The 26861-nt window shown below is 54.6% G+C and carries 29 protein-coding genes; 20 read left to right on the top strand and 9 right to left on the bottom strand.

The window, feature by feature from the left end; translation table 11 throughout:
* Window positions 1-3: 3 nt before the first annotated feature.
* The 11 genes from gspD to ACUTSW_RS10600 are packed head-to-tail and all read left to right on the top strand — an operon-like array spanning window position 4 to window position 9925.
* On the top strand, window positions 4-1896 hold the full coding sequence (gspD, locus tag ACUTSW_RS10650; protein ID WP_062871297.1) for a type II secretion system secretin GspD: 1893 nt from the start codon (window positions 4-6) through the stop codon (window positions 1894-1896).
* Entirely contained in the window at window positions 1893-3389 is a 1497-nt protein-coding gene (gene gspE / locus ACUTSW_RS10645) for a type II secretion system ATPase GspE (RefSeq protein ID WP_445584355.1), read from the top strand. Before gspD ends, gspE begins: the two co-directional genes overlap by 4 nt.
* Complete coding sequence (gspF, locus tag ACUTSW_RS10640; protein WP_445584354.1) at window positions 3379-4590, top strand: type II secretion system inner membrane protein GspF; 1212 nt, start codon at window positions 3379-3381, stop codon at window positions 4588-4590. The genes gspE and gspF overlap by 11 nt, the downstream gene beginning before the upstream one ends.
* Window positions 4591-4595: 5 nt before the next feature.
* Window positions 4596-5072: a type II secretion system major pseudopilin GspG gene (gspG, locus tag ACUTSW_RS10635; RefSeq protein WP_445584353.1), complete on the top strand. Its 477-nt coding sequence runs from the start codon at window positions 4596-4598 to the stop codon at window positions 5070-5072.
* Window positions 5072-5563, top strand: a complete 492-nt coding sequence (gene gspH, locus ACUTSW_RS10630) for a type II secretion system minor pseudopilin GspH (RefSeq protein ID WP_445584352.1) — start codon at window positions 5072-5074, stop codon at window positions 5561-5563. Before gspG ends, gspH begins: the two co-directional genes overlap by 1 nt.
* Complete coding sequence (gspI, locus tag ACUTSW_RS10625; RefSeq protein ID WP_232246030.1) at window positions 5553-5930, top strand: type II secretion system minor pseudopilin GspI; 378 nt, start codon at window positions 5553-5555, stop codon at window positions 5928-5930. The genes gspH and gspI overlap by 11 nt, the downstream gene beginning before the upstream one ends.
* Window positions 5927-6538, top strand: coding sequence for a type II secretion system minor pseudopilin GspJ (gene gspJ / locus ACUTSW_RS10620; RefSeq protein WP_062793139.1), 612 nt, complete (start codon window positions 5927-5929; stop codon window positions 6536-6538). The genes gspI and gspJ overlap by 4 nt, the downstream gene beginning before the upstream one ends.
* Entirely contained in the window at window positions 6535-7470 is a 936-nt protein-coding gene (gspK, locus tag ACUTSW_RS10615) for a type II secretion system minor pseudopilin GspK (RefSeq protein WP_445584351.1), read from the top strand. Before gspJ ends, gspK begins: the two co-directional genes overlap by 4 nt.
* Window positions 7471-7473: 3 nt before the next feature.
* The gene (gene gspL / locus ACUTSW_RS10610; RefSeq protein ID WP_445584350.1) at window positions 7474-8604 is read left to right on the top strand and encodes a type II secretion system protein GspL; all 1131 of its coding nucleotides are present in this window, start codon (window positions 7474-7476) and stop codon (window positions 8602-8604) included.
* Window positions 8601-9062: a type II secretion system protein GspM gene (gene gspM / locus ACUTSW_RS10605; RefSeq protein WP_445584349.1), complete on the top strand. Its 462-nt coding sequence runs from the start codon at window positions 8601-8603 to the stop codon at window positions 9060-9062. The genes gspL and gspM overlap by 4 nt, the downstream gene beginning before the upstream one ends.
* A 32-nt stretch (window positions 9063-9094) precedes the next feature.
* The gene (locus ACUTSW_RS10600) at window positions 9095-9925 is read left to right on the top strand and encodes a prepilin peptidase (RefSeq protein ID WP_445584348.1); all 831 of its coding nucleotides are present in this window, start codon (window positions 9095-9097) and stop codon (window positions 9923-9925) included.
* Here the strand turns inward: ACUTSW_RS10600 and gspS are convergent.
* Window positions 9922-10296, bottom strand: a complete 375-nt coding sequence (gene gspS, locus ACUTSW_RS10595) for a type II secretion system pilot lipoprotein GspS (protein WP_063198035.1) — start codon at window positions 10294-10296, stop codon at window positions 9922-9924. The two genes, ACUTSW_RS10600 and gspS, sit on opposite strands and share 4 nt — an antisense overlap.
* 279 nt (window positions 10297-10575) lie before the next feature.
* On the opposite strand from gspS, the gene gbpA reads away from it, so the two are divergent.
* On the top strand, window positions 10576-11997 hold the full coding sequence (gene gbpA / locus ACUTSW_RS10590) for an N-acetylglucosamine-binding protein GbpA (protein ID WP_062869867.1): 1422 nt from the start codon (window positions 10576-10578) through the stop codon (window positions 11995-11997).
* 60 nt (window positions 11998-12057) lie between these two features.
* The gene (locus ACUTSW_RS10585) at window positions 12058-12594 is read left to right on the top strand and encodes a cytochrome b (RefSeq protein WP_062869868.1); all 537 of its coding nucleotides are present in this window, start codon (window positions 12058-12060) and stop codon (window positions 12592-12594) included.
* Window positions 12595-12833: 239 nt separating this feature from the next.
* Here the strand turns inward: ACUTSW_RS10585 and ACUTSW_RS10580 are convergent, their stop codons facing one another.
* From ACUTSW_RS10580 to ACUTSW_RS10570, 3 genes are all read right to left on the bottom strand, one after another.
* On the bottom strand, window positions 12834-13037 hold the full coding sequence (locus tag ACUTSW_RS10580) for an HHA domain-containing protein (protein WP_006322256.1): 204 nt from the start codon (window positions 13035-13037) through the stop codon (window positions 12834-12836).
* Between the two features lie 50 nt (window positions 13038-13087).
* Window positions 13088-13456: an Hha toxicity modulator TomB gene (tomB, locus tag ACUTSW_RS10575; RefSeq protein ID WP_004949348.1), complete on the bottom strand. Its 369-nt coding sequence runs from the start codon at window positions 13454-13456 to the stop codon at window positions 13088-13090.
* A 159-nt stretch (window positions 13457-13615) separates the two neighbouring features.
* Window positions 13616-13942, bottom strand: a complete 327-nt coding sequence (locus tag ACUTSW_RS10570; RefSeq protein ID WP_445584347.1) for a hypothetical protein — start codon at window positions 13940-13942, stop codon at window positions 13616-13618.
* Between the two features lie 293 nt (window positions 13943-14235).
* Between ACUTSW_RS10570 and ACUTSW_RS10565 the strand changes: the two genes are divergently transcribed.
* The 4 genes from ACUTSW_RS10565 to ACUTSW_RS10550 are packed head-to-tail and all read left to right on the top strand — an operon-like array spanning window position 14236 to window position 16892.
* Entirely contained in the window at window positions 14236-14424 is a 189-nt protein-coding gene (locus tag ACUTSW_RS10565; RefSeq protein WP_445584346.1) for a hypothetical protein, read from the top strand.
* Window positions 14421-15134 carry a metal ABC transporter ATP-binding protein gene (locus tag ACUTSW_RS10560; RefSeq protein WP_445584345.1) on the top strand — a complete coding sequence of 238 codons (714 nt, stop codon included), beginning with the start codon at window positions 14421-14423 and terminating at the stop codon, window positions 15132-15134. Before ACUTSW_RS10565 ends, ACUTSW_RS10560 begins: the two co-directional genes overlap by 4 nt.
* Complete coding sequence (locus ACUTSW_RS10555; RefSeq protein ID WP_073439483.1) at window positions 15131-15988, top strand: metal ABC transporter permease; 858 nt, start codon at window positions 15131-15133, stop codon at window positions 15986-15988. Before ACUTSW_RS10560 ends, ACUTSW_RS10555 begins: the two co-directional genes overlap by 4 nt.
* A 25-nt stretch (window positions 15989-16013) precedes the next feature.
* Window positions 16014-16892: a metal ABC transporter substrate-binding protein gene (locus ACUTSW_RS10550; RefSeq protein WP_445584344.1), complete on the top strand. Its 879-nt coding sequence runs from the start codon at window positions 16014-16016 to the stop codon at window positions 16890-16892.
* 114 nt (window positions 16893-17006) lie between these two features.
* Here the strand turns inward: ACUTSW_RS10550 and ykgO are convergent, their stop codons facing one another.
* The 4 genes from ykgO to sdeX form a co-directional block, all read right to left on the bottom strand.
* Window positions 17007-17147 carry a type B 50S ribosomal protein L36 gene (gene ykgO / locus ACUTSW_RS10545; protein ID WP_434462488.1) on the bottom strand — a complete coding sequence of 47 codons (141 nt, stop codon included), beginning with the start codon at window positions 17145-17147 and terminating at the stop codon, window positions 17007-17009.
* Between the two features lie 12 nt (window positions 17148-17159).
* Window positions 17160-17414 carry a type B 50S ribosomal protein L31 gene (locus tag ACUTSW_RS10540; RefSeq protein ID WP_004949355.1) on the bottom strand — a complete coding sequence of 85 codons (255 nt, stop codon included), beginning with the start codon at window positions 17412-17414 and terminating at the stop codon, window positions 17160-17162.
* Between the two features lie 180 nt (window positions 17415-17594).
* Entirely contained in the window at window positions 17595-20741 is a 3147-nt protein-coding gene (gene sdeY, locus ACUTSW_RS10535) for a multidrug efflux RND transporter permease subunit SdeY (RefSeq protein ID WP_445584343.1), read from the bottom strand.
* 17 nt (window positions 20742-20758) lie between these two features.
* The gene (sdeX, locus tag ACUTSW_RS10530; RefSeq protein WP_006323983.1) at window positions 20759-21946 is read right to left on the bottom strand and encodes a multidrug efflux RND transporter periplasmic adaptor subunit SdeX; all 1188 of its coding nucleotides are present in this window, start codon (window positions 21944-21946) and stop codon (window positions 20759-20761) included.
* Window positions 21947-22088: 142 nt separating this feature from the next.
* Between sdeX and acrR the strand changes: the two genes are divergently transcribed.
* The 3 genes from acrR (at window position 22089) to mscK (ending at window position 26623) form a co-directional block, all read left to right on the top strand.
* The gene (gene acrR / locus ACUTSW_RS10525; protein ID WP_445584342.1) at window positions 22089-22769 is read left to right on the top strand and encodes a multidrug efflux transporter transcriptional repressor AcrR; all 681 of its coding nucleotides are present in this window, start codon (window positions 22089-22091) and stop codon (window positions 22767-22769) included.
* 13 nt (window positions 22770-22782) lie between these two features.
* Window positions 22783-23136: a DsrE/DsrF/TusD sulfur relay family protein gene (locus tag ACUTSW_RS10520; protein ID WP_006323985.1), complete on the top strand. Its 354-nt coding sequence runs from the start codon at window positions 22783-22785 to the stop codon at window positions 23134-23136.
* 100 nt (window positions 23137-23236) lie between these two features.
* A complete protein-coding gene (gene mscK, locus ACUTSW_RS10515) occupies window positions 23237-26623 on the top strand; it encodes a mechanosensitive channel MscK (protein ID WP_445584341.1) in 3387 nt (1128 codons plus the stop codon).
* 45 nt (window positions 26624-26668) lie between these two features.
* Here mscK and rsmS read toward each other — a convergent pair whose 3' ends face one another.
* Window positions 26669-26848 carry a pleiotropic regulatory protein RsmS gene (gene rsmS / locus ACUTSW_RS10510; protein WP_004949369.1) on the bottom strand — a complete coding sequence of 60 codons (180 nt, stop codon included), beginning with the start codon at window positions 26846-26848 and terminating at the stop codon, window positions 26669-26671.
* Window positions 26849-26861 lie beyond the last annotated feature (13 nt).

The raw sequence follows: 26861 nt of genomic DNA, 5'->3' as shown, positions 1-26861 counted from the left end.
TCAATGTTGGCGGCTACCCCCGGGATAACGCATGCAGCGTCATTCTCTGCCAATTTCAAAGGTACGGATATTCAGGAATTTATCAACACGGTCAGTAAAAACCTGGGCAAAACGATCATTATTGATCCGGCGGTGAAAGGAAAAGTCACCGTACGTAGCTATGAGCAGCTTAACGATAAACAATATTATCAATTCTTCCTGAACGTGCTGGACGTGTACGGATATACCGTCATTGGTATGCCAAATAACGTACTTAAAGTCATTGTGGCGAAAGACGGGAAAAGAGCCGCTTTGTCGCAGGCCGGCGGTGAGCTGATTGGGGAAGGGGATGAGGTTGTAATGCGTATTGTTCCTTTGCGCAATATCGCGGCCAAGGATATTTCCCCATTATTACGTCAACTGAATGACAGCGTGGGCGTAGGCAGCGTGGCGCACTATGAACAGGGTAACGCGTTGTTGATCACCGGCAGAGCCGCGGTAGTGAATGGGTTGATCGATATTGTTCGGGAGATGGATCAGGACGACAGCAATCAGATAGAAACGCTTGCGCTGAAGCATGCGGCGGCGGCCGAGATTGTGCGTATGGTCAATGCACTGTTCCGCGAAGAGGGCAAGCAGCGGATGGCGGGTGCTGCGACGCTGCGGCTGGTCGCGGATGAAAGAACCAATACTGTGATGATCACCGGCGACGATCGGATCCGCGAATATGTTAAGGACATGATTTATCAGTTGGATAACAAGAGCGTCAATCAAGGCAATACCCAAGTCATTCAACTGAAATACGCCAAGGCGCAGAGCCTGGTCGAGGTGCTGACGGGGATTAGCTCAGGCCTGCAAAATGAAAAAGAGGGTGCGGCAACCAATGTAGCCTTGTTGAAAAATGTGGTGATCAAAGCCGATGAGCAAACCAATGCGTTGATCATCACCGCTGCGCCGGATGTGATGCGCGACCTGGAAGAGGTGGTGACCAAGCTGGATGTCCGCCGTGCTCAGGTGCTGGTTGAGGCGGTGATTGTCGAAGTGCAGGATGGCCAGGGGCTGAATATCGGCGTCCAGTGGGCCAATAAATACGGCGGCGGCACGCAGTTTGGCGGCAATGTACCTGGCGTTTCATCGGGTTTTGACGGTGGCATGCTCGAGGCTTTCAACAAGGCCAGTGGTTTGATGACCGGCTTTTACAGCGGAAACTGGGGAGTATTGCTATCCGCCATCGCCAGCAATAATCAAAATAATATTCTGGCTACGCCGAGCATTGTCACCCTGGATAACGCCGAAGCGGAATTCAGCGTAGGCCAGGATGTGCCTATTTTGACCGGTTCGCAAACCACCAACAGCGATAACGTTTTCAATACCGTCTCGCGTAAAACCGTGGGGATAAAACTCAAGGTCAAACCGCAGATTAACAAGGGCCAATCGGTCCTGATGCAGATTGAGCAGGAAGTCTCCAGCGTTGCCGACAATACGCAGGTCTCCGCCGATTCCCTGGGCGCCACTTTTAATATCCGTACGGTAAATAACACCGTGTTGGTCGACAGCGGCGAAACGGTAGTGGTTGGCGGTCTGCTGGATAAAACCAATTCAGAGGTGGAAAGCAGCGTTCCGCTGTTGGGGAAAATTCCGGTATTGGGCGCGCTGTTCCGTTCTACGTCGGTGAAAGAGAGCAAGCGCAATTTAATGCTGTTCATCCGCCCGACCATCATCCGGACGACCGAAGGATTCTCTCAGCAGAGCCAACGTAAAGTCGGCAAATTTGATGTTGAGCAGCGGGAAGATATCGAGCTGAAAACGGCGTTGCGCGAGGAAATCTCCTCCGGCCAAACCGCGGGTGACAATCAAGCGTTTCTCCGCGTCATTTCGCAGGTCAATGCGTTCTATGACCAAGAGGGAAAATCATGACGTCGAGCCCCTCAGGCCACCTGTTGCCTTTTGCCTGGGCGCGCCAGCACGGCGTGCTCGCCGTCGCCGAACAGAGCGACACACTGCTGTATTGCCATCAGCAAACGGCTCAGGCCGCGCTGATGGAGGCATACCGCTGTTTGCCGGGCGAGCCGATGTTGGTGCGGTTGGAGCCTGAAATATTTGAACAAAAGTTGGTGGCGTATTACCAGCAGGAGGCCGGTCATGCACAGAAGATGATCGACGATCTGGGCGGCGAGCTGGACTTTTACACGCTGGCGGAAGAGCTGCCGGAGCAACAGGACCTGCTGGATGAGCAGAACGATGCGCCAATCATCCGCCTGATCAACGCGATGCTGAGCGAGGCAATCAAAGCCCGTGCTTCAGACATCCATATCGAAACCTACGAAAGCGAATTGGTGATCCGTTTTCGCATTGACGGTGCGCTGCAACGCATTCTGGCGCCACAGCGCAAATTGGCCGCGCTGCTGGTGTCGCGCATCAAGGTGATGTCGAAACTGGACATCGCTGAAAAACGGGTGCCGCAGGATGGACGCATGACGTTGAAGGTCGGTGGACGGGCGATCGACGTGCGCGTATCGGTGATGCCGGCCAGCCACGGCGAACGGGTGGTTATGCGCCTGCTGGACAAAAATAGCGTCAGGCTGGATCTGCCCAGTTTGGGGATGACGCAGGAGCGTCAACAGGTGCTTATGCGTCTGATTCAGCAGCCGCACGGCATCATCCTGGTTACCGGGCCGACAGGCTCCGGCAAGAGCACCACGCTCTATACCTTGCTGAACCAGATTAACGACGAAAACCGCAACATCATGACCATTGAAGATCCGGTCGAGTACGAGTTGAGCGGCATTGCGCAGACTCAGGTGAATCCGAAGGTGGACATGACCTTCGCCCGCGGGCTGCGTGCGTTGCTGCGCCAAGATCCCGATGTAGTGCTGATCGGTGAAATCCGCGACGGCGAAACGGCGCAGATTGCGGTTCAGGCTTCGCTGACCGGGCACCTGGTGCTGTCCACATTGCACACCAATACGGCGATCGGCGCCATTACCCGCCTGCGAGATATGGGGGTTGAGCCATTCTTGCTGTCCAGTTCGCTTAGCGGCGTGTTGGCGCAGCGCCTGGTGCGGCGGCTGTGTCCGCAGTGCCGCGAACCCTACGCCCTGTCTGATCGGCAACGGCGGGCGTGTGATCTGCCTGTGGATCAGGGCGTCACTTGCTGGCGACCTCTAGGCTGTAACGCCTGCAGTGGGCAGGGCTACCTTGGCCGTATCGGGCTGCATGAGCTGTTGGTGCTGGATGAACCCATGCGGCTGGCGATCCACCGCGGAGACAGCGAGATCGACATCATGCGGCTGGCCGCCTCGCGCTATCAGTCTTTACGTCAGGATGGGATCGCCAAAATGAGCGCCGGCGAGACCAGCCTGGAGGAGGTGCTGAGAGTGACCCGCGAAGGGGATGGCGATGAGGTTTGATTATCATGCCTGCGACAGGCAAGGGCGTGCCCGACGCGGGGAGCTCGAGGCAGATTCCTTGCGCCATGCCCGTGACCTGTTGCGTGAAAAAGGATGGCAGGTGCTGGCGGTTAAAGCCAAAAAAACGCGCAGTTTCAACAAGCTGGTTGGATTCAGGCTGACCTCCGGCGTCACGAGCAGCGATCTGGCGTTGTTGACCCGTCAGTTGGCGACGTTGATGTCCGCCGCGTTGCCGCTAGAAGAAGCGCTGATGGCGGTGGCGCGGCAAACGGAAAAGAAAGGCTTGCAGGCGGTGCTGACGCAGGTACGCCTGCGGATCCTGGAGGGGTTTTCCCTGGCGCATGCCCTGGGGCAATACCCGCCTATTTTTGATCGCCTGTACTGCGCCATGGTGACTGCCGGCGAAATCTCCGGCCATCTTGCGCCGGTGCTGGAGCGTTTGGCCGACTATGTCGAACAGCGTCAGCAAATGAAAAACAAGATCACTCAGGCATTGGTGTACCCAATGGTGCTGACGGTGGTGGCGATCGGGGTAGTGGCCATTTTGCTTACTGCGGTGGTGCCTAAAGTCATCGAGCAATTTATTCATATGAAACAGGCCTTGCCGTTGTCCACCCGACTGCTGATCGGCGCCAGTGACGCCATCCGACAATGGGGGCCGGCAGTGCTGATGCTGTTGCTGGCGGGCGTCGGTTTGTTTCGCTATTGCCTGAAGGTGCCGGCCAGGCGTACCCGGTGGCATGCTTTTATCCTGCGGCTGCCGGTTATCGGCAAGTTGACCCTGGGCGTGAATACGGCGCGCTATGCCAAAACGTTGAGCATTTTGAACGCCAGCGCGGTGCCGTTATTGGAGGCGATGCGCATCAGCGCCAGCGTGTTGGGCAATGATCATGCCCGGCAGCGGTTGCTGGCGGCGATGGAACGGGTGCGTGAAGGCGAAGGGTTGTCGCCGTCTCTGGAGGGGACCGCGCTTTTTTCGCCGATGATGCGGCACATGATCATGTCCGGTGAGCGCAGCGGTGAATTGGAAATGATGCTCGAGCGGGCGGCGAATATGCAACAGGATGCCTTTAATCGGCAAATAACCTTGGCTCTGGGGCTGTTTGAACCTTTATTGGTGATAGTGATGGCCAGTTCGGTGCTGTTTATTATTTTGGCTATCCTGCAGCCAATATTGCAACTCAATAACATGATTGGATGAGAAAGATGTTAACGGAAAATAAAGTGAGAAAGAGCAGTCGTGTACGCAAGTTTCGCCAAAAAGGTTTTACGCTTTTGGAAATTATGGTGGTGATTGTGATTCTGGGGTTATTGGCCAGTTTGACTATTCCCAGCCTGATGGGAAATAAAGAGAAAGCGGATAAGCAAAAGGCGACCAGCGATATTGTCGCCCTGGAGAATGCGCTGGATATGTACAAGTTGGACAACGGGCGTTATCCAAGTTCGGAGCAGGGGTTGGCGGCGCTGTCGGCCAAGCCTGAAGCGGCGCCGGTTCCCCGCAATTATCCTGAAGACGGTTATATCCGCCGCCTGCCGCAGGATCCCTGGGGCAATGCATATCAACTGCGCAATCCCGGGCGGCACGGCAAGCTGGACGTGTTTTCCAGCGGCCAGGATGGTATTGCCGACAGTGAGGATGACATCGGTAACTGGCTTGAGAAAACGGCGGATAAAGCAGAGTAATGATGAGGTGCGAACGCGGTTTTACCCTGCTGGAAATTATGCTGGTGCTGCTGTTGTTAGGCATCACCAGCAGCCTGGTGATGCTGCGTTCTCCCGCAGTTGAAAATCAACTGGCACGGCAGGGCGAGCAATTGGCCTGGCAGCTGAATGAGGTTGCGGAACGGGCTGAGCGTGAAGGAACAACCTATGGCGTGGCGTTCAGCCGCAAGGGGTGGCGTATTGTCGCCGCCGGTCAACCGCAGGATAAAACTGCGGTGGCGATAGGTTCACCGTTACCGGCCGGGGTTGAACTGTCGTTGGCCCTGGAACGGCAGGCGGTTTCGCTGAAAGGCGAGTGGCCACCGCAGGAGGAACCGCAGGTTTGGCTGTATCCGGGCGGTGAAACCACCGTGTTTTCCGTCACATTGCTGCAGGGGAAATGTCAGTGGCAACTCAGCGCGACCGGTTTCTTTACGTTTGAAACGACAGAAGCCCACTGTAATGAAGCTTAAATATAAACGGCAGCGAGGCATGACCCTGCTGGAGGTGATGGTTGCGCTGATGATATTCGCCATTGGTTGCATGGCGTTAATCAAAACCACCGGAGGGCAGGTGCAAAGCCTGGGGGCCATCGAGGCGAAGAATATCGCCCTGTGGGTAGCGGATAACCAATTGACTTTATTGCAGCTTGATAGGGTCCCGCCCGCGCAGGCATGGCGTCAGGGGACGACGGAAATGGCGGATGAAACCTGGTATTGGCGTTATCGCGGCAGAGACACCACGGATGCCGGGATACGGGCGATAGAAATGGAAGTTCGGCGCGATCCGCAGGCGCCAGGCGCCTTGATCAGGCTGTTGGCCTACAGAGAATTGCCATGAACAGGGAAGCGGAGCGCGGTTTTACTCTGGTGGAAATGATGTTGGCCATCGTTATTTTTTCTTTGCTGTCGCTCACGGCGATGATGATTTTCAAAGGTGTATTGAGAAACAGTGAGATCACCCAGCGAAAATCGACGCAAATGGTTCAGTTGCAACGGGCGCTAACCCTCATTGAACGGGACTTTACCCATGCACTCACCCGCACGCCGGCCGGTTTGGCCGGTCAACCCGGCATACCGGAGTTTATGGCGCGCGGGGCTGCGGAGGGGGATGGCGGCTATCGGGTCACGATGATCAGAAATTACTGGCATAACCCCGGTGCCAGGCTGCCGCGTTCGACGCTGGAGCGGGTGGAATATCGGTTTCAGAAGGGGAGATTGGACCGCCTGAGCTCCCCAGCCCTGAACAGCCCGCCGTCTGCCGCGCGCAGTGTGGCGTTGTTGTCGGACGTGTTGCGGTTCCAACTGCGTTTTTATTATCAAGGCGAATGGTTAGCGGCATGGCATGCCAGCACCTGGCTGCCTCAGGCTGTCGAGATCACCGTCGAAACAGGTTCTTTCGGCGTGGTGCGGCGTATTGTCCCGCTGTCGCCTGAGGAAAAATCATGAATAAACAGCGGGGAATGGCGTTGTTGATGGTTTTGTTAATGATGTCGGTGATGACGATTATTGCGGTGAATATCAATAGCTACTGGCAGCGGTCGTTGACGCGAGCGCAGTTTCAGCAGGATCAATTAAGGGCCAAATGGCTGCTGTTGGGCGGAGAAATCTATGCCAAAAGGCAGTTGCAACAGGCGTTGGATAAGCAGGTCTCGGTGAGTTTGGGGCAGGCATGGGCGCGTGAAGATATGGCCATGCGTACGGAAGAGGGAGAGGTTTCAGTGCATATCGTTAGCGCCGATGTCTGTTTTAATTTGAATGCGCTCGCAGCGTCATCCCCGGTGGATGATGCCGGGGGCGAAAAGCCGAAAATAGCGAGAGAGAAGCGGATATTCATGCTGTTGCTCACCAATCTGGGCGTTGACGAGCCGCAGGCCGGCGCTATCGCCGACGCTGTTATTATGAAAATCAGCGCACAACGCGGCACGTCTGAAACGGGCTATCTGATTGAAGACGCTAGTGAATTGCGGGAGATCGGCGTCATAAACCCTGAGCTGTACCTTCGTATAGCGCCATTGGTCTGCGCCTTACCGGATAATACGCTGCAAATTAACCTCAACACCGCCACGGAGCGGCAGTTGCCACTGATTAGGGCGATGTTGCTGAATGCTTTGGGTAACGAGCAACTCCTGGCGATCATCGCCGGTCGGCCGCAGCTTGGCTGGAACTCATTGGACTTTTTAACCACGGATAACTACCCCGAACTGCGTAAGCTGAAAGACGGCGGCCTGGCTGACGGACTGGTCACTACCGGCAACCGCTTTACTGTGGAACTGCGGGTGAAACTGGATGACGGCAGGTATCGCTTGGTCAGCGCATTGCAACGGAACAGTACCGGCACGAAGATCATTCGGCGCCAGTTTGGCTGGGGAGAACACTAGAGTATGTCGGACAATATTCTGTTAATCGCCCTGGGGCACGGCGCCGTCGCCGATGTGCGCTGGGGCAAGGTGGGGGAAGCGCAAAGCGTCTTTGCCGCCAGCCTCGATCTGGATAATGCGGGTGCCGAGCTGGCGGTTATGGCGCGGAACAGCAGGGTGGTCGTGCTGGTTCCTGCGCGCCATGTGGTGCTGCGCAATACGCAGTTTCAGGGGAAATCCAGGCTGGCGACACCGATGGCGTTGGCGTTCCAGCATGAAAGCGAACTGCTGACCGACGTGGAGCAGATGCACTGGGTAATCTTGGGCAAGGAGCAGATGAATTTCGGCATTGCCGGGGTCACACTGACGCAAATGCAAACCTGGTGCGAACGGCTGCGTGCCTGCGGCCTTCATGCCGATAAAATGCTCCCGGACGTGCTGGCATTGCCCCTGCCCGGAGAGTGCAGCGTGGCCTATTGGCCCGATCGAAGGTTGATAAGAACGGGAAAATGGCAGGGCATGCAATTGCCGTGCGCATGGGAGGACACCGAACTTCCTGTCACGCCGGATCTTTGCATTCACGCCGGTGGCAGTGTGCCCTCGACATGGGAGAGCGGATCCTGCGCAGAGGATCCTCTATGGCAATTGGCGAACGAAGCCGGGCGCAGCAAGAGCAACCTGCTGCAGGGGAAATTTAAACCCGCCCTCAGATGGCCGCGGTTTATTCCGGGAAAGATCGCCTGTGCGTTGATATTGGTCAGTTGTTCGTTGCTGGTTTGCGGTTTGTACCATCAACTGAAGGCCGGGCAAGCCGAAAGGCAGATGGCCGCTTTATATCAGCATTTGTCGCCGGGTCAGCCGCTAACGGCTTCGCCCGTTGAGGAGGCCAGAAAAAAAGTCAGACAGATGCAAAATATATTGAAGGAGCCTCAGCTGTTTAAGCTGTTGCCTTATGCCACCGAGGCGCTGTCTCTGTGGGAGCAGCCGCAAATGCAGTCGTTAATTTTCGATGGCGCTAAAAATGAGCTGGTTATCACCCTGTTAAAAGAGGATACGCAACTGGCGCCACCAACCGAAGACAATGGCATCAGCATCGCCATGACGGAAGGGCCTTCGGATAATTTGGTGACCCTGACGGTTGGAGAAGAGCAATGAAAGCGCGGATAGCCGATTTAAGAGCCGATAAAAGCCTGCAGGCGGCGGTGGCGTTGAGCCTGATGCTGTTGGCTGCCTTCAGTTATTGTCTGTATCAGTTTCACCAGGTGAAAAAAAATACGCAGCGGTTGGAGGCGCTTAATGTGCAGATGGGCAACGTCGCCCGGTTGCAATCGCGATTACCGCCTGACGCCGCCCCCCCTGTGCTGCTGCAGGAACGCCTGCGGCAGAGCGCACAAGAAAATCAAATTCCCGTTACGGCCTGGGAAGAAAGCGAAGAAGGCGTGCGGATGACGTTAGTCCCCATCCCGTTCGCGCGTTTAACGATCTGGCTGGCCGAATTGCAGCGCGAACAAGGGATTCGGGTGGTGCAACTTGCCGTCGAACGCAGCGAACGGGATCAGGGCGTGGTGAAGGTCAGCCAACTGTTGGTGGCGGCGCAGCAAACCATTTTATAAGCGATCCCGGTTTTATTCATTCAGAGGGAAATATGTTATCCGTCATTGAAAATATGGCCAGTGACTGCTGGCTATTATTCAGCGCAGTGCTGAGCCTTTGTTTGGGCAGTTTTATTAATGTGATAATTTACCGACTGCCCAAGATGCTTGAGCGTGAAGAGGACGAAAGGGTTAATGGTCGTCATCCTGATGTATTTAATTTTTTTCTGCCAGGGTCAACGTGTCCGCATTGTTTAGAGAAAATAAAACCCTATGATAATATTCCACTACTGAGTTGGTTGATATTGCGCGGGCGTTGCCGCCACTGCCGAGGGGATATTTCCTCGCGTTATCCGCTGGTGGAATTAGTTACCATGCTGGCCGGTATATCGATAGCCTGTTTTATCGGCGTCGGTATCGACTGGTTTTTCATGTTGGCATTATTTTCATTATTGTTGGCACTGTCGGCTATCGATGTGGAGCGGCAGCTATTGCCCGATTGTTTGACGCTGTCATTGCTGTGGGCCGGGTTGTTGTGGCATAGCATCGCGCAGCCGCAATTTTTACCCGCTGCGGTAATCGGGGCGGTAGCGGGCTATCTCACCCTTTGGCTGCTTTACTGGGGTTTCCGGTTATCGACCGGGCGTGAAGGCTTGGGGTATGGCGACTTTAAATTGCTGGCGGCGTTGGGGGCGTGGGGGGGATATGAAGCCCTGCCGCCTATCCTGCTTATCGGTTCTTCCAGCAGCCTGATCTGGCTGCTGCTACTGCGCGTGATGCGCTCCCGCAGCTGCTCGCAGCCCTTGCCGTTCGGGCCAGGACTGGCGATAGCCGGAGGGTCGTGGATGTTTTATCACTGGATTATCCAGCCGGTTGTCGGCTAGCGCGTATGCTCAAGAAAACGCGCCAGCGACTGGTTAAAGCTGCTGCATTTCTGCGCCAGGGGCGTAGCGTCGGCATTCAGTCGATCAAATACCCCTTTGGCCGCATCGAGTAATTGGGTTTTATTCACGTCTTGGCTTGGCCAACCTTTTTTATTTGCTTCGTTCAATGCCGCTGCGGCCAACTTATCATTGGTCGGGATGTCGGCGCGGCTGCATTTTTCCCGAAGAAACTGGCTGGCTCCGACCAGTGAGGACAGTTGTTCCAGCTGATGCTCAGCCGTTGGCGGTGTGGTTTTATGTTCTGCAGAATGCTGACAGCCGGACAGCAGTCCGAGGGATATCGTTAACGCAGCAATATTTTTAGTAAACACGCTATTCTCATATTCGGTATTGGGAGTGGCTGGCTATTTTATCTTCGGCTTATTATGGTTTCAATGCTCCCGTTTTTTTTTAAGTATTCTTCATATTTACTAAGGGTTTGCTGCCATTAATGTGCATTAAGTTAAGGCAACCTAAGTATCTCAGGCTTATTTATTCGTTTTATTCTCTTGGGGCGGGAAGTTACCGCGTTTATTAGAACAGTAAATAATTCGACTGAAAGTTATTTGACTTTTATCAGTTGAAAGCCGAACAGTTTAACTGGAGTAGTAATGAAATTATCAAAAATTGCCTTGATGATGGCAACACTTGCCGCCTCTTCCGCTGCATGGTCACACGGTTATATTGAAGTCCCCGAGAGCCGCGCATTTAAATGCAAACTGGGTTCAAACACCGACTGCGGTCGGGCGCAGTATGAACCGCAGAGCGTGGAGCAAATCTCTGGTTTTCCGGCTAATGACCAGCCTCTTGATGGCCAATTGGCCAGCGGCGGCGTCGGGGGCTTTGAGCCACTTGACCGTCAGGGCATCAACATTTGGGCGCTGAATACCATGAAGCCGGGTCCGCAGGCCTTCACTTGGTACCATACCGCCAAGCATAAAACCAACAACTGGCGTTATTACATCACCAAGCAGAACTGGGATGTGAATAAGCCGCTGTCGCGTGAATCTTTCGAAAGTGAGCCTTTCTGTGAAGTCGATGGCCACGGCGATGCGCCAAAAGAGCGTGAAGTTCACCAGTGCGTAGTTCCGGAAAGAACCGGTTACCAGGTGATTTATGGCGTGTGGGAAATTAACGACACGGTAAACAGCTTCTATCAGGCTGTCGACGTTAACTTTGAAGATGGCGGCATTGTTTCCGAGTGGAACCAGCAACTGCAAGGGCAGATCAACGGTAAAAACCTGTTGATCGGGGATAAGGCGATCGCCCGTTTCTTCAGTGATGCCGGCGAAGTGATCGCCATGCAGGTCGAACTCGATATCAACAGCGAAGCGCTGACCGATAAAAATCGCTGGAGCCAGGCGCTCGCGGAAAAAATTAACGCCACCCACGCCGACGTGCGCGCCGGTGTTAAAGATAAAGACGGCAACGTCAACCCAATCGCCGGTAACAACTACGTCTTCGCCAAGAAAGGCAGCACGCTGAAGAGCGTGGTGATTTCCTATGAGGAAGAAACACCGGCCGTTACCGAGGAAATCCGCATTAGCGGGCTGTCGAGCACCAAGATCAAAGACGGTAAATCCCAGTTGACCTTTAACGCTGAGGTGAAAGGCAAGCTGACCGTCGAAGCGCGCGTGTTCGATCATCATCAGACCGAGAAAGGCTACCTGAAAGCCATCGTAGATGACGCCAGCCAGCCGTTGAGCATGGATCTGAACAACGTCAGCGAAGGTCACCATATGTTGAAGGTGATTGCGACTAACGATAACGGGCATAGCATTCAGCCTGACGTTGAGAACTTCAATCTTGAAGCCGAGTCTACCGGCGGCACCGGAGAATATAACTTCGTCTTCCCGAACGACCTGAGCAAATACACCGCCGGCACCACCGTGTTGCAGCCGAAAGATGGCAAGGTTTACGAATGTAAGCCATTCCCGTACAGCGGCTACTGCATGCAGTGGAACAGCGCATCGAACAATTATGAGCCGGGTGTGGGTTCCAACTGGCAGGACGCGTGGGTTGTGAAGAAGTAAGCGATCCGATAACGAACAGAATATTCAGCGGCCAGCAATGGCCGCTTTTAAGAGGGTTTTATGCAACATCAAACTGAAACGATTGGCATCCGCACTCGTTACGATCTCTTCAGCCGCCTATTGCATTGGATCATTGCCGTCGCGATGTTTTACGTCATGATTGTCGGATATTCACTGCATTTTATGCCGAATGAGCGGATATTTACCTTTTTCTCGGAGACCAATATGTCGTTGGCCCTGGTGCTGACGCCGCTGATGATGGCACGCTTTCTCTGGCGTTTTTTCAGACCCTCGGTCCCCTATGGCGAAATGCTGAAAGGGCATGGGAAGGGGTTGGTGCATTTGCTGCACGAGGCATTCTACCTGCTTATTTTCGTGGTATTGATCAGCGGTTTTTTAATGTTGGAAAAGGGATTTCAGGTCTTTGGCGTTATAGATTTCCCCCGGCCGGTGGACAGCCTGGAGGTGAACAGATTCTTTTTTGTCATACATCGCTGTTCGTGTGTGGCGCTGGCGGGAATGATTGTGCTCCACGTGGCTGCGGTGATAAAGCATCACTACTTTGAAAAGAATGCGATTCTGCGCCGCATGTTGTAGCCTGCGTACTGTTTGGCGCGCCGGTTTTTCCGCTGGTGCGCCGCCGTTATCCGATGGATTTTCTGGCGGTGTAATAAGGGACAGGGAATTGACAGTGGCTATTATTGAGGAGGGCTTCCGACTATATTGCGGGATTTCGGCAGTGAATGAAAATCACTGCAAGTCAATAAGATAAATGCGTGCTTTCCGTAAACATTGAAGCCGATAAAGGTATCGGCTCAACGCATTTATCACCTGGATTATCGTACGAATTTCCAAACGGCAACGGGGATTTTATCGTACAGCTTATTCATGGTGAGCTCGGCCAAACGGTGGTCCGCTGCAGAGTAGAACAGCTCTAGTTCGTCATCCGAAAGCTCATACTTATTTTTTTCAATAACGCGTTCCAGGGTGTCAATCGTGGTGCATTTACGTAAACGCATCAGATAGTCAATTTTAGTCATGATAGCCTTTAGTTTTATAAACCGTAGAGTAATTTGGGGATAATTATCCCCTAAGTTTTCATTGTCGTACAGATGCCCTCTCCTGAGAACATTCTGAATAATCGCGCTTTGGTTTTTTGCCAGCGGCGCAAATCGGAATCATTAATACCATAACTGCTAAACAGCGTGTAGGTATCGTCGAGATACTCTTCGACTAACTCCGATAAATCACTTTCGTCCATGTATTTAATTTTATAACTCATCACAAACGAAGCAATATGTTCAATCAACTCGTTAAGCTGGAGGTTGACGGAAGACGTTGGATCGTTCACCCAGCCGTGGTGGCTGTCGCCCAGCGTTGCGATACCTTCATCATACAAATTTTCGCACAAGAATTTGAGCTGAGCAATATCGTGCCTTTTAGGCGAATACTCATCCATATCATCCCCTCCGTAAGTCTTAATTTCGGTGTTGATAACACTCTGTGAGTAAGCTGATTTACATCATGGACGGAGGCAGCTTAACGGTGACAAAATAAACTTTCCGTATAATGAATATAAATCATTTTTTCGCATTTGGCCTGCTGTTATTACGTAAACTTACAATTCATCTGCGGTAGAGGGGCGGGAGTTATCAATGATGTCAAAGGTTAATCCCGTTTCGACAACGCTAAAAGTCACGCTGTCGCTGATGTATTCCTCGGCGCTGATATCCAGGCAGGCGTTGAAAATTGTCCATTTATAGCGATAACTCATTGAATACTGGTTGCTGCTCACATTTTGAATATCAAGTATTTCTAATGAGCCCTCGGCATAACGTGCGCTTTCCGAATAAAAACTCAGGCCGCTGGTCAATGCCGGCACCAACTCTGAAATTTTATCGTTAATCATTTTTTTTAGTTTTTTAACGGAAAATGCTTCCGTCATTGTGTCGCAACGAAGAGTTACATGCATTTAATGTCTGGCCGTACCGCTATCCAATCTATTTATCTTACTCCTTTTTCGTCATCTCGTCGGTAAACTTTTCGTTTATCGGGGGCTTTTTTACAGTTTCTCAACGTTGTTTACTGCTTAATAACCCTGATGTTATTCGGTATATCTCAAAGGGAGTAGCCCCGTTATTCGTTAATCTGCTAATTATCGGTGCAAGCATAACTTTCTTTGTTAAGTTCCGTTACATAAATCGCCGGAGGAGCGCTTGAGGTGTTGATGGTTTTGTGATGTTATACTATAACAATCAATCTTTCTTCTCTTTGGCTATGAAACTGACATCCGCACCCCATCAACATGACGCTGAGCCGTCACTGCATTCCCTGTTCACCGCATCGGCGGGATTACGCTGCGGCATTGCGGCAGCATTGTTGGCCCTGTTGTGGCTGGGCATTCTCTGGGCGGTATTGCTGCCATGATTACGCTACAACAGGCCGTGGTTGGTTACGGTGGCACTCCGTTGTTTCCACCGCTTAGCGGACATTTCGCTGCCGGCTCTTTGACGGCGGTGGTTGGCGTTAACGGTGCCGGCAAGTCCACGTTGCTGAAAACCTTGGCTGGGCTTTTACCCTTGCAGAGCGGCAGCCTGCTTTTCAGCGGCAACAAGTTACCGCGCATGGCATATCTGCCGCAGCAGGCTGAGCTGGATCGTCAGTTCCCGATCCTGGTGAGCGATCTGGTGGCAATGGGAAGCTGGCCGCAGTGCGGTATGTTCCGTGGGCTGAACAAGCGCGCCGGGCTGCAGATTGTCGAGGCGCTGGATACCGTGGGCATGGCGTCGATGGCGAGAAGCCCGGTAGGCGAACTTTCAGGTGGTCAGTTGCAACGCGTGCTGTTTGCTCGCTTGCTGGTCCAGCAGGCACCGTTGATTTTATTGGATGAACCTTTTACCGGCATCGACAGCGCCACCACCCAATTATTGCTGCAAGTGATCGCACAACTGCACCAACGGGGGCGAACGGTGATTGCCGTGTTGCACGATATGTCGATGGTGGCCAATCATTTTCCTCAGGCGTTGCTGTTAACGCCACAGTGTTGCCATTGGGGCGATGCCGAGCGGGTGCTGGAACATATTCCGGCGCTGAACGTCGCCAGTCGGCCCCAGTGCCTGAGGGCGGTAGCGCCATGATGCTGCTTGATCCTCTCATCGATCCCTTTGCCTCATTCGGCTTTATGCGTCGTGCGCTGGTGGCCTGTTTTGCGCTGTCGCTCAGCGCAGCGCCGTTGGGGGTGTTTCTGTTACTGCGGCGCATGAGTCTGGTTGGCGATGCGCTGTCCCACGCGGTACTGCCCGGTGCGGCGATAGGCTATTTGATTTCAGGCATGTCGCTGGTGGCGATGGGTGTCGGCGGGTTTATCGCCGGGCTAGCGGTGGCGATGCTCTCCGGGCTGGTCAGCCGCCGAACGCCGCTGAAAGAAGACGCCAGTTTCGCCGGTTTTTATCTGGGTTCGTTAGCGCTGGGGGTGACGCTGGTCTCACTGCGCGGTTCCAGCGTCGATCTGCTGCATGTGCTGTTCGGCTCGATTCTGGCGGTAGATACGAACGCCATTTTGATGGTGGGTGCGATAGCCAGTTTTTCGCTGTTGGCACTGGCGGTGCTGTATCGCGCCCTGGTGATTGAATCTTTCGACGCCACCTTTTTGCGAGTCAGTGCGCCGCGCTGGCTGGCGCTGATACACGGGCTGTTTCTGGCTCTGGTGGTGATAAATCTGGTGGCGGGGTTCCAAATCCTCGGCACGCTGATGTCGGTGGGGTTGATGATGCTGCCTGCCGCCAGCGCGCGTTTCTGGGCGCGTAATCTGCCGCATACGTTGGCGGTGGCGATGGGGATTGGCATGCTCTCAAGCCTGATTGGCCTCGAATGGTCTTATTACGCGTCATTGCCCGCCGGCCCGGCGATTGTGCTCAGCGCCAGCGTGATCTTTTTTGGGTCGATTTTGTTTGGGACGCGTGGGGGAATTTATTCTCTCGCGCGCCGTTGAGAAGTGCCAAGTTCAAGGAGAAAGTATGAAACGTTTACCTATTTCGCTGGCAGTCGCTGCTCTGCTGTCCAGCCCATTGGCGATGGCGAAAACCGTTGATGCCGTCGCCAGCTTTTCGATCCTCGGCGATATCGTGAAGCAGGTGGGGGGAGAACACGTCAGGGTCACCACGTTAGTGGGGCCGGACGGCGATCCGCACAGCTTCGAACCTTCGCCGAAAGACAGCAAGGTGTTGTCGCAGGCTGACGTGGTGTTCGTCAGCGGGCTTGGGCTGGAGGGCTGGATTGATCGCCTGGTCGGTGCCTCGGGGTATAAAGGGCAGGTGGTTACCGCATCGCAGGGGGTCGACACCCGCCAGATGAGCGAAGACGGCAAGGAGGTCACCGATCCCCATGCCTGGAACAGCATGAAGAACGGAGTGCAATACGCAACCAACGTGATGAATGCGCTGATTGCCGCCGATCCGCAGGACGCCAACTATTTCCGCCAGCGCGGTTCAGAATATATCCAGCAGTTGCAGAAATTGGATCTCTGGGCCAAAACCCAGTTTGCCGCGGTACCGCAGCAAAAACGCAAGGTGCTGACCAGTCATGATGCTTTCGGTTATTTTGGCCAAGAATATGGCGTCACTTTCCTTGCTCCGGTCGGTTTCTCTACCGAGGCCGAAGCCAGCGCCAGCGACGTGGCCGGTTTGATTAAGCAGATCAAACAGGAGAAGGTTAATGCCTACTTTATTGAAAACCAAACCGATCCGCGGCTGGTGAAACAGATTGCCGCCGCCACCGGCGCGAAAGCCGGCGGTGAACTGTATCCAGAGGCGCTGTCCAAACCGCAAGGGCCGGCGGCGACCTATGTACAGGCGTTCCGGCACAATGTCGATACGCTGTTAGGCAGCATGAAATAAACCGTAGCGGCCCTGCCGGTAAGGCGGGGCCACTGGCTCGTTTCAGTTTCCTTTCTCCATAAAAAAGCCCCGTTGAGCAGCAACGGGGCTTTGCGACAGATGACACTTCAGACGTTAACGTTTTTTCTTGCGTCCCTGCACCGCTTTGAAGCGCGGGTTGCTTTTACAAATCACATAGATACGGCCATTACGGCGTACGACTTTGCAATCCGGATGGCGCTGCTTCGCCGACCGCAACGAACTTAAAACCTGCATGTTGATTCCCTTTTATTTGCTGCCAAGGAAGCGGCCAAAACGCTGCTGGAAGCGCGCGGTGCTGCCTTCTTTGGAGAACTCTTTCTGCTTGCCGGTGTAATACGGATGCGAAGCGGAAGAGACGTCGATAGTGACGTACGGCCAGTTTTCGCCATCGAGTTCAATGGTGCGATCGGTATTAATGGTCGAACCCACTTTAAAATAGGTGTTGGCACTCAGATCGTGGAACACCACGGTGCGGTAGTTTGGATGGATGCCTGCTTTCATGATGCTCTCTCATGTGATGTTATACTATAACAATAATTATGCGCCGCACGGCAGAGCGGATCAAGTACAAAATGCAGCGACAGGCGAATTAATGAGAGTGGTTTGCATTAAGCGGATGAAGCCAAAGAAAAAGGCCGCATAAGCGGCCTTTGTGTTCAGTGGTAAGCACTCACTGGGTTATCAGTGATGCTCAACCGGATGGCTGTGTTCCACATCTTCAGACTTCTTGCTGAAGCGGCGGCGAACCACCACGAAGAAGACAGGAACGAAGAAGATGGCCAGCACGGTAGCGGTAATCATCCCGCCCATAACGCCGGTACCTACCGCGTTTTGCGCGCCGGAGCCTGCACCGCTGCTGATAACCAGCGGCAGTACCCCGAGGATGAAGGCCAGTGAAGTCATCAGAATCGGGCGCAAACGCATGCGCACCGCTTCCAGCGTGGCTTCTATCAGGCCTTTACCTTCTTTATCCATCAGGTCTTTGGCGAATTCCACTATCAAGATGGCGTTCTTCGCCGACAGGCCGATGGTGGTCAGCAGCCCCACCTGGAAGTAAACGTCGTTGTTCAAGCCGCGCATGGTGGCCGCCAGCAACGCGCCGATAACCCCCAGAGGCAGAACCAACATGACCGAGAACGGAATCGACCAGCTTTCATACAGCGCGGCCAGGCACAAGAACACCACCAGAATCGAGATGGCATACAGGGCAGGGGCCTGGTTGCCGGACAGACGTTCCTGGTAGGACATACCGGTCCAGTCGTAACCGATGCCGCTCGGCAGCTTGGAGGACAGCTCTTCCATCATGTTCATTGCTTCACCGGTACTTTTACCCGGTGCCGCCTGACCCAGAATTTCCATCGAAGGCAGGCCGTTATAACGTTCCAGACGCGGTGAACCGTACTCCCATTTCGCTGAAGAGAATGCGGAGAACGGAACCATCTGGCCACTGGTGCCACGGACAAACCACTTGTTGATGTCCTCAGGCAACATACGGAACGGTGCTTCAGCCTGCACGTAAACCTTCTTCACACGACCGCGGTCGATGAAGTCGTTCACGTACGAGCCACCCAACGCGGTAGTCAGCGTGCTGTTGATGGTGGTGATGCTGACACCCAACGCCTTGGCTTTTTCCTGATCGATAATCAGTTTGAACTGCGGCGTATCTTCCAGGCCGTTAGGACGCATGCCGACCAGCAGGTCCGGATGCTGGGCCGCCATGCCCAACAGCTGGTTACGCGCTTCGGTCAGTTTTTCATGCCCCAGGCCACCCTGGTCAATCAGCTGGAAGTCAAAACCGGTAGCGGTACCCAGTTCGATAATCGCAGGCAGGTTGAACGGGAATACCAGGCCGTCTTTGATTTGCGAGAACGCGCCCATGGCGCGGCCTGCAATCGCAGGCACTTTATTCTGCTCTCCGCTACGCTCGGACCAGTCTTTCAGGCTGACGAACGACAGACCGTTGTTCTGGCCGTTACCGTTAAAGCCGAAGCCCGCAACGGTAAACACCGACACCACGTTGTCCTTTTCTTTGGTCATGAAGTAGTCGGTGACTTCTTGCAGCACTTTCGAGGTTCGAGCCTCGGTGGCGCCCGCAGGCAACTGCACCATGGTCAGCAGGATGCCCTGGTCTTCTTCCGGCAGGAACGAGGACGGCAGGCGCAGGAACAGCAAGCCCATGCCGACGACGATTAGCAGGTAGATCACCAGATAGCGACCGGTGCTGCGCAGGATACTGGCTACGCTGTCGGTGTAGTGGTGGGTACTCTTTTCGAACATGCGGTTAAACCAGCCGAAGAAGCCGGTTTTAGCCCCGTGGTCGCCTTTGTGCACCGGTTTCAGCAGGGTGGCGCACAGCGCCGGCGTCAGAATCAACGCCACCAGCACCGACAGTGCCATCGCGGAAACGATGGTGATGGAGAACTGACGATAGATTGCACCGGTTGAACCGCCGAAGAATGCCATAGGTACGAATACCGCTGACAGCACCATGGCGATACCGACCAACGCACCCTGGATCTGCTCCATCGATTTCTTGGTCGCTTCTTTCGGCGGTAGCCCCTCTTCGGACATTACGCGCTCGACGTTCTCCACCACCACGATGGCGTCATCCACCAGCAAGCCTATCGCCAGCACCATGCCGAACATCGTCAGGGTGTTTATCGAGAAGCCAAAGGCCGCCAGTATTGCAAAGGTGCCCAGCAAGACGACCGGTACCGCGATGGTTGGGATCAGCGTCGCGCGGAAGTTCTGCAGGAACAGATACATGACCAGGAATACCAGAACGATCGCTTCGAACAGCGTTTTCACCACTTCGTTGATCGAAATCTTGACGAACGGGGTGGTGTCGTACGGATAAACCACTTTCATCCCCTGAGGGAAGAACGGCTGCATCTTGGTTAACGCGTCTTTTACCGCTTTGGCGGTGTTCAGGGCGTTGGCGCCGGTAGCCAATTTGATACCCAGACCCGCCGCCGGTTTGCCGTTGTAACGTGCGGTTACGGCATAGCTTTCGCCGCCACGCTCAATACGCGCTACGTCTTTCAGGCGAACCTGCGAACCGTCCGTATTCACCTTAAGCAGAATTTTGCCGAACTCTTCAGGAGAGGTCAGACGGGTCTGCGCGATGATTGAGGCGTTAAGCTGCTGGCCCGGTACCGGTGGCATCCCACCCAATTGCCCTGCGGCGATCTGGTTGTTCTGCTCGGTGATGGCTGACGTCACATCCGTCGTGGTCAGTTGGAAATTGTTCAGCTTGCCCGGATCCAGCCAGATGCGCATGGCGTACTGTGCACCAAACAGTTGCACCTCACCCACACCTTGTGAACGGCTGATAGGATCCTTGATATTTGAGGCTACATAGTCCGCGATGTCGTCCTGAGTCATGCTCGGATCGTCGGAAATGAAGCCGGCTACCATCAGGAAGCTGCTGCTGGATTTTTCTACTTTCAGGCCTTGCTGCTGCACTTCTTGCGGTAACAGCGGCGTGGCCAGCGACAGTTTGTTCTGGACCTGAACCTGCGCGATGTCAGGGTCGGTGCCGGAGTTGAATGTCAGCGTAATGGTGACGCTACCAGAGGAATCACTGGTGGAGGACATGTACATCAGATTATCGATACCGTTCATGTTCTGTTCGATAATCTGGGTCACGGTGTCCTGCACCGTTTTTGCATCCGCGCCTGGATAGTTGGCGGAAATACTCACCGCCGGTGGTGCAATAGTGGGATACTGCGCGATCGGCAGTTTCATTATTGCAAGCACCCCCGCCAACATGACGATGATGGCGATTACCCAGGCGAAAATCGGGCGATCTATAAAGAACTTAGCCATGTCTTACCGGCTCCTTTTTATGACTTCTGCGCTTCAGACTGCGGCTGTTTTTGCGCCTGAGTGTCAACTTCCTGCACTTTTACCTGAGCGCCCGGGCGAACTTTCATCAGGCCGGTGACAATCACGCGATCGCCGGCTTTCAAACCGTCGGTAACCAGCCATTTGTCGCCGATAGCCTGATCCGCTTTCAGCGTACGCAACTCGACTTTATCGTCAGCACCCACCACCATGGCGGTAGCTTCGCCGCGCGGGTTACGCGTCACGCCCTGTTGCGGTACCAGCAATGCATCGCTGCGAACGCCTTCGTCCAGACGGGCGCGAACGAACATGCCCGGCAACAGCGTATCGTTCGGGTTAGGGAACAATGCGCGAATGGTGATGGAACCGGTGGTTTCATCAACGGTAACGTCAGAGAATTCCAGCGTGCCTTCCTGGGCGTATTCCGTGCCGTTTTCCAGCAGCAATTTCACCTTGGCTTTGCCGTTTTCCTGTTTCAGCGCGCCGCTGGCCAGTTCTTGCTTCAGACGCAGGAAATCGTTGCTTGACTGAGTCACGTCCACGTACATCGGATCCAGCTGTTGCACGGTAGACAGCGCGGTGGCTTGACCGTTGGAAACCAGCGCGCCTTCGGTCACGGCGGATTTGCCGATGCGGCCGGAGATCGGCGAGGTCACTTTGGTGTAAGCCAGGTTGATGCGTGCGGTTTCCACTGCGGCTTTCGAGGCCACCACGGCGGCTTCTGCCTGCTGCAGCGTGGAAACTGCGGTATCGTAATCCTGCTTACTGATGTAGTTGGTGCCCAGCAAGGGTTTGTAGCGGTTCACCGTTACGCGCGCGATCGAAGCGCTGGCTTGAGATTTGGCCAGGTCGCCTTTGGCGCTGTCATAGGTTGCCTGATAGGTGGCGGGATCGATCTGATACAGGGAAAAACCTGCCTTGATGTCACTGCCTTCAACAAAATTGCGCTTCAGGATGATGCCGCTGACCTGAGGGCGAACTTCGGCGATACGATACGCAGCAGTGCGGCCAGGAAGATCGGTAGTAATGTTGAGAGGCTCGGCCTTCAATGTCACTACGCCCACTTCGGGAGCCGGTGGTTGGGCGCCTTGTTGTTGGGTTTCCTTATCGTTACATCCTGTAAGTACTAAGCTGCCTGAAAGCATCAGAACTGCCGCCAGAGGCGTTAACCCTCTGTTTTTGTTCATAGAAAAACCTCAAGTGTCCGATTTCAAAATGATCAATGGATCACAAGCTTTAAAACCCATTGCTGCGTTAATTATATGTGCGTGCTATGGTACATACATACGCGAATGTATGTAAATCACACTCCCCCGAAAAAACAACGCCATGGCACGAAAAACCAAACAGCAGGCGCTAGAAACTCGACAGCACATTCTTGATGCTGCGGTGCAGGAATTTTCTGAACGTGGCGTTTCTGCAACGTCACTGACAGATATTGCCACCGCTGCCGGTGTTACGCGTGGTGCTATTTATTGGCACTTCAAGAATAAGGTAGACCTGTTTAACGAAGTTTGGGAATTGTCAGAGTCGAAAATAGGCGATCTCGAAATAGAGTATCAGGCAAAGTACCCTGATAATCCACTGCGTATTTTACGTGAAATACTAATTTATATACTGACGGCGACGGTCGATGACGGCCGCCGGCGAGCGCTGATGGAAATCGTATTCCACAAATGCGAATTTGTCGGTGAAATGATGCCGCTGCAGGACGCGCGTAAAGTGCTTAGTTTGGAAGGCTACGAGCGTATCGAGTCGGTGCTGCGCAATAGCATGCGCCACGGCCAACTTCCCGCCGATCTCAATACCCGCCGGGCGGCGATTATCCTGCGCGCTTATATCACCGGCCTGATGGAAAACTGGCTTTTTATGCCGGAAAGTTTTGATCTGAAAGCCGAAGCGGCAGCCCTGGTCGATTCATTCCTCGAAATGACCCAATTCTGCCCGACCTTAAGGGTCAAACCGGAAGAGCAGGCGGCTGAGCCGTACTGTGCCGACTGTCATCCTTAAAAGGAGATGCACCATGTCATCCGTTGTGTTGATCGCCAGTGGCGCGGCCTATGGCCAGGAATCACTGTTTAACGCCTTGCGTCTGGGCATTGCGCTGAAAGAGCAGCAGGCCGATCTCAATCTGAAACTGTTTTTGATGTCAGACGCGGTGGTGGCCGGCCTCGCCGGGCAACAGCCGCACGAAGGTTATCATTTGCAGCAGATGCTGGAGATCCTCACCGCACAGCAAGTGCCGGTAAAATTGTGTAAAACCTGCGCCGACGCGCGTGGCGTCAGCCGGTTGCCGCTGGCAGACGGGGTGGAAATCGGTACGCTGGTGGAACTGGCGCAATGGACGCTGGCCGCCGAGAAAGTACTGACGTTCTGATCCCGCTACATCTGTACATCACCAGCAACGTTTTTCTTATTCGTTGGCTATCTGCGATCGTGATAATCTTTCGGCTTCATTATTGATTCGAAGTCAAATCATGCATCGCAGGTTAGCTAAACGTCCTTTTCTGACGTTACCCTCGTTCTTCGGGGGGGATATCTCCCGCGCCCTCGCTCTGTTTTTATTGATCGCCATTTGTGCGGTCTGCCAGCCTGTTGCCCATGCGGCGTTGAACGGCGATGCGCCGTCGCGCAGTGAAATTCAAAACCAGCTTGATGCGCTGAATAAGCAAAAGACGCTGACGCCGGTCAATAAGCTCACCCAGCAGGATCTAACGCGCACGCTCGAACTGCTGGACGCCATCGAACGCGTCAAACAGGATGGCGCTGAGCTTAAACAGCAGTTGCAGTTGGCGCCGGGCAAGCTACGCCAGGTGACCGAGGATCTGGATGCGCTGAAAGTCCCTGTGGATAGCGCGGCCGCCAGAGCCGATCTGCTGCCGCTTTCCCTGCGTCAGCTGGAAACCCGCCTTTACCAGACGCTGGACGAACTGCAAACCGCGCAGGAAAACCTCTCCGCCTATAACAGCCAACTGGTTTCGCTGCAGACCCAGCCGGAACGGGTGCAAAGCAGCATGTATACCGCGTCGCAGCGTCTGCAGGAGATCCGTAACCAGCTCAACGACCAGACGCCGGGCCAAAACTCGCTGCGCGACAGCCAGCAGGTGATGTTGGCAACGGAGCAGGTGTTGCTCAATGCGCAGATTGATCTGCAGCGCAGGAGCCTGGAAGCCAACACCACTTTGCAGGACCTGCTACAGAAACAGCGCGATTACACCACCGGGCACATCGACGCGTTGGACCGATCGGTGCAGTTGCTGCAAGAAGTGGTTAACAGCAAACGCCTGACGCTGTCTGAAAAAACCGCCAAAGAGGCGCAGAATCCGGAAGACGCCACGGACATCCAACAGGATAAGCTGGTCAGTAAAGAGCTGGACGTCAATCGCCAACTCAGCCAGCGGCTGATTGCCGCTACGGAAGAGAGCAACATACTGTTTCAACAGAATATTCGGGTAAAGAACTGGCTCGATCGCGGCCTGCAGTCGGAGCGTAACCTGAAGGAGCAGATCCAGGTGCTGAAAGGCAGCCTGGTGCTGTCGCGCATTCTCTACCAGCAGCAGCAAAACTTGCCGCAGGGCACGTTGGTGGCGGATATGGGCACGCGAATCGCCGATTTGCGCCTGGAGCAGTTTGATATCAACCAGCAGCGCGACGACCTGTTCAAGGGCGACGACTACATCAATAAGCTGCTTGTCGACAGCAAAGAGAAAGCCAGTGCGGACGTGCTTGATGCGCTGAACGAAATCGTTGATATGCGCCGTGAGCTGTTGGATCAGTTGAATAAGCAGCTCAGCAACCAGCTTGCGCAGTCGATCAGCTTGCAGATTAACCAGCAGCAACTGACCAGCGTTTACAGCTCGTTGCAAGATACGCTGACCCAGCAGATATTCTGGGTTAACAGCAACAAACCGATAGATCTGGCGTGGTTGAAAGCCTTGCCGGGCGCGGTCAAAGATCAGATTGCCGCACTCGATTTCAAACTGGACACTGGCAAAATGCTGCAGGGCGGGTTGAATGCGTTGGTGTTCCTCATCCCGATGCTGATTCTGATAGCCTTGCTGCGCTGGCGCTACAAGCTGATCGATACGCACCTGCAAAAGCTGGCTAATGATGTCGGGCAGCTAAAACGCGACAGCCAACTGCACACGCCGAAGGCCATTATGCTGACCTTGCTGAAAGTGCTGCCCGGCTCGGCGCTGCTGCTGGGTGCCGGTTTCTGGTGCTACCGCGCGGAAATCGGCCTCAGCGATTTTCTGTGGGCACTGTCGCAACAGCTGGCGCTGTTCTGGCTGATTTTCGGTTTTACCTACCGTACGCTGGCGCCGGGCGGCGTTACCGAGCGCCACTTCAACTTTTCCACCGGACTGTGCGCGCACTACCGCCGGCAGACCCTGCGCCTGGGGTTGGCGCTGCTGCCGCTGATCTTCTGGTCGGTGCTGGGCGAGAAAGCGCCGCTGCGGCTGGTGGAGGACGTTATTGGCCAGGTGGTGGTGATGTTGACGCTGGCGCTGCTTGCCGTGCTGGTGTTTCCGCTGTGCCGCGACGGCTGGCGCGAGAAAGGTTCGCACGCGGTGCAACTGGTGGTCATCACCGCCATTGCCGCCACGCCGCTAATCCTGCTCGGCCTGATGTTCGCCGGTTATTTCTACACCACGTTGCGTCTGGCCGGCCGCTGGATCGACAGCCTGTATCTGTTCTTCCTGTGGAACATCGTTTATCTGACCGCCATTCGCGGCCTGAGCGTTGCGGCACGTCGCTTGGCTTACCGCCGCGCGCTGGCGCGTCGCCAGAGCCTGGCGAAAGAGGGGGCTGAAGGCGGGGAACCTGTCGAGGAGGCGCCTTTGGCGCTGGATCAGATCAACCAGCAGTCGCTGCGTCTGACCACCATGGCGCTGTTCATCATCTTTGCCTGCGCCTTCTACGGCATTTGGTCAGATCTGGTGACGGTGATTTCGTATCTGGACAGCATCACGCTGTGGCATTACACCACCACCGTTGCCGGCGGCAGCGTGCCGCAGGCGGTGACGCTGGGCAACATGATGGTGGCCATCGCGGCGGTGATCGTCGCCTATGTCATGACGCGCAACCTGCCCGGTCTGCTGGAGGTGGTGGTGCTGTCGCGGCTGCAACTGCGGCAAGGGGCGTCTTACGCCATCACCACCATACTGACCTACCTGATCACCACCGTGGGCGCCGTTACCGCGCTCGGATCGCTGGGCGTGTCCTGGGACAAGCTGCAATGGCTGGCCGCCGGGTTGACCGTCGGTCTGGGCTTCGGCCTGCAGGAGATTTTCGCCAACTTTGTTTCTGGCCTGATCATTTTGTTCGAGCGGCCGATCCGCATCGGCGACACCATTACTATCGGCACCTTCTCCGGCTCGGTCAGCAAAATCCGCATTCGCGCCACCACCATTACCGATTTCGATCGTAAAGAGGTGATCATCCCGAACAAGGCGTTCGTTACCGAGAGGCTGATCAACTGGTCGCTGTCAGACACCATTACCCGGGTGTTGATCAAGGTTGGGGTGGCGTACGGTTCCGATCTGGACAAGGTGAAAGCGGTGCTGTTGCAGGCTGCGCATGATAATCCGCGGGTGATGACCGATCCGGAACCGCAGGTTTTCTTCCTTAACTTTGGCGCCAGTACGCTGGATCACGAATTGCGTCTTTATGTTCGTGAATTGCGTGACCGCAGCTATACCGTCGATGAGCTGAACCGCTCGATCGATCGCCTGTGCCGGGAGAACGACATTAATATCGCCTTCAACCAGCTGGAGGTATATTTGCACAACCAGCAGGGTAACGAGGTACAGGAAGTGAAACGGACGCTGTCGCAGGATGAGGGCAGCCCGTCGGCTGGATAATGGGATGAAAGCGAGGGTTCAGTTCAATTCAAGGCTGAACCCTTTTTACTGCCCGGCGGGCAGGTAAGGCGTGGTGACGCCGTTGCGTTGCAGTTTTTCCTGATAGTCCCGTTTGACAATATCCAGCGCCGCCAGCGCGATGGCTGGATCGATCTCGTTACATTCCAGCAGGTAAATCAGGTCTACCGCCAGCTGCAATTCTGGTGAGGCATTATCTAGAGACATAAAACCAACATTT

It is taken from the genome of Serratia sp. TSA_198.1 (assembly GCF_052686505.1).
This window is presented reverse-complemented; position numbering and strand designations above follow the sequence as displayed.

Coding starts and splice junctions, on each gene's coding strand:
- ACUTSW_RS10565 (WP_445584346.1), top strand. CDS start 14,236: ATGTTATACTATAACAATCAATCTTTCTTCTCTTTGGCTATGAAACTG.
- gspE (WP_445584355.1), top strand. CDS start 1,893: ATGACGTCGAGCCCCTCAGGCCACCTGTTGCCTTTTGCCTGGGCGCGC.
- gspL (WP_445584350.1), top strand. CDS start 7,474: ATGTCGGACAATATTCTGTTAATCGCCCTGGGGCACGGCGCCGTCGCC.
- ACUTSW_RS10560 (WP_445584345.1), top strand. CDS start 14,421: ATGATTACGCTACAACAGGCCGTGGTTGGTTACGGTGGCACTCCGTTG.
- gspD (WP_062871297.1), top strand. CDS start 4: ATGTTGGCGGCTACCCCCGGGATAACGCATGCAGCGTCATTCTCTGCC.
- gspF (WP_445584354.1), top strand. CDS start 3,379: ATGAGGTTTGATTATCATGCCTGCGACAGGCAAGGGCGTGCCCGACGC.
- ykgO (WP_434462488.1), bottom strand. CDS start 17,147: ATGCAGGTTTTAAGTTCGTTGCGGTCGGCGAAGCAGCGCCATCCGGAT.
- gspI (WP_232246030.1), top strand. CDS start 5,553: ATGAAGCTTAAATATAAACGGCAGCGAGGCATGACCCTGCTGGAGGTG.
- sdeY (WP_445584343.1), bottom strand. CDS start 20,741: ATGGCTAAGTTCTTTATAGATCGCCCGATTTTCGCCTGGGTAATCGCC.
- gspJ (WP_062793139.1), top strand. CDS start 5,927: ATGAACAGGGAAGCGGAGCGCGGTTTTACTCTGGTGGAAATGATGTTG.
- ACUTSW_RS10570 (WP_445584347.1), bottom strand. CDS start 13,942: ATGACGGAAGCATTTTCCGTTAAAAAACTAAAAAAAATGATTAACGAT.
- mscK (WP_445584341.1), top strand. CDS start 23,237: ATGCATCGCAGGTTAGCTAAACGTCCTTTTCTGACGTTACCCTCGTTC.
- ACUTSW_RS10540 (WP_004949355.1), bottom strand. CDS start 17,414: ATGAAAGCAGGCATCCATCCAAACTACCGCACCGTGGTGTTCCACGAT.
- rsmS (WP_004949369.1), bottom strand. CDS start 26,848: ATGTCTCTAGATAATGCCTCACCAGAATTGCAGCTGGCGGTAGACCTG.
- ACUTSW_RS10520 (WP_006323985.1), top strand. CDS start 22,783: ATGTCATCCGTTGTGTTGATCGCCAGTGGCGCGGCCTATGGCCAGGAA.
- acrR (WP_445584342.1), top strand. CDS start 22,089: ATGGCACGAAAAACCAAACAGCAGGCGCTAGAAACTCGACAGCACATT.
- ACUTSW_RS10585 (WP_062869868.1), top strand. CDS start 12,058: ATGCAACATCAAACTGAAACGATTGGCATCCGCACTCGTTACGATCTC.
- gspM (WP_445584349.1), top strand. CDS start 8,601: ATGAAAGCGCGGATAGCCGATTTAAGAGCCGATAAAAGCCTGCAGGCG.
- gspK (WP_445584351.1), top strand. CDS start 6,535: ATGAATAAACAGCGGGGAATGGCGTTGTTGATGGTTTTGTTAATGATG.
- sdeX (WP_006323983.1), bottom strand. CDS start 21,946: ATGAACAAAAACAGAGGGTTAACGCCTCTGGCGGCAGTTCTGATGCTT.
- gbpA (WP_062869867.1), top strand. CDS start 10,576: ATGAAATTATCAAAAATTGCCTTGATGATGGCAACACTTGCCGCCTCT.
- ACUTSW_RS10580 (WP_006322256.1), bottom strand. CDS start 13,037: ATGACTAAAATTGACTATCTGATGCGTTTACGTAAATGCACCACGATT.
- ACUTSW_RS10550 (WP_445584344.1), top strand. CDS start 16,014: ATGAAACGTTTACCTATTTCGCTGGCAGTCGCTGCTCTGCTGTCCAGC.
- ACUTSW_RS10600 (WP_445584348.1), top strand. CDS start 9,095: ATGTTATCCGTCATTGAAAATATGGCCAGTGACTGCTGGCTATTATTC.
- gspH (WP_445584352.1), top strand. CDS start 5,072: ATGATGAGGTGCGAACGCGGTTTTACCCTGCTGGAAATTATGCTGGTG.
- gspG (WP_445584353.1), top strand. CDS start 4,596: ATGTTAACGGAAAATAAAGTGAGAAAGAGCAGTCGTGTACGCAAGTTT.
- tomB (WP_004949348.1), bottom strand. CDS start 13,456: ATGGATGAGTATTCGCCTAAAAGGCACGATATTGCTCAGCTCAAATTC.
- ACUTSW_RS10555 (WP_073439483.1), top strand. CDS start 15,131: ATGATGCTGCTTGATCCTCTCATCGATCCCTTTGCCTCATTCGGCTTT.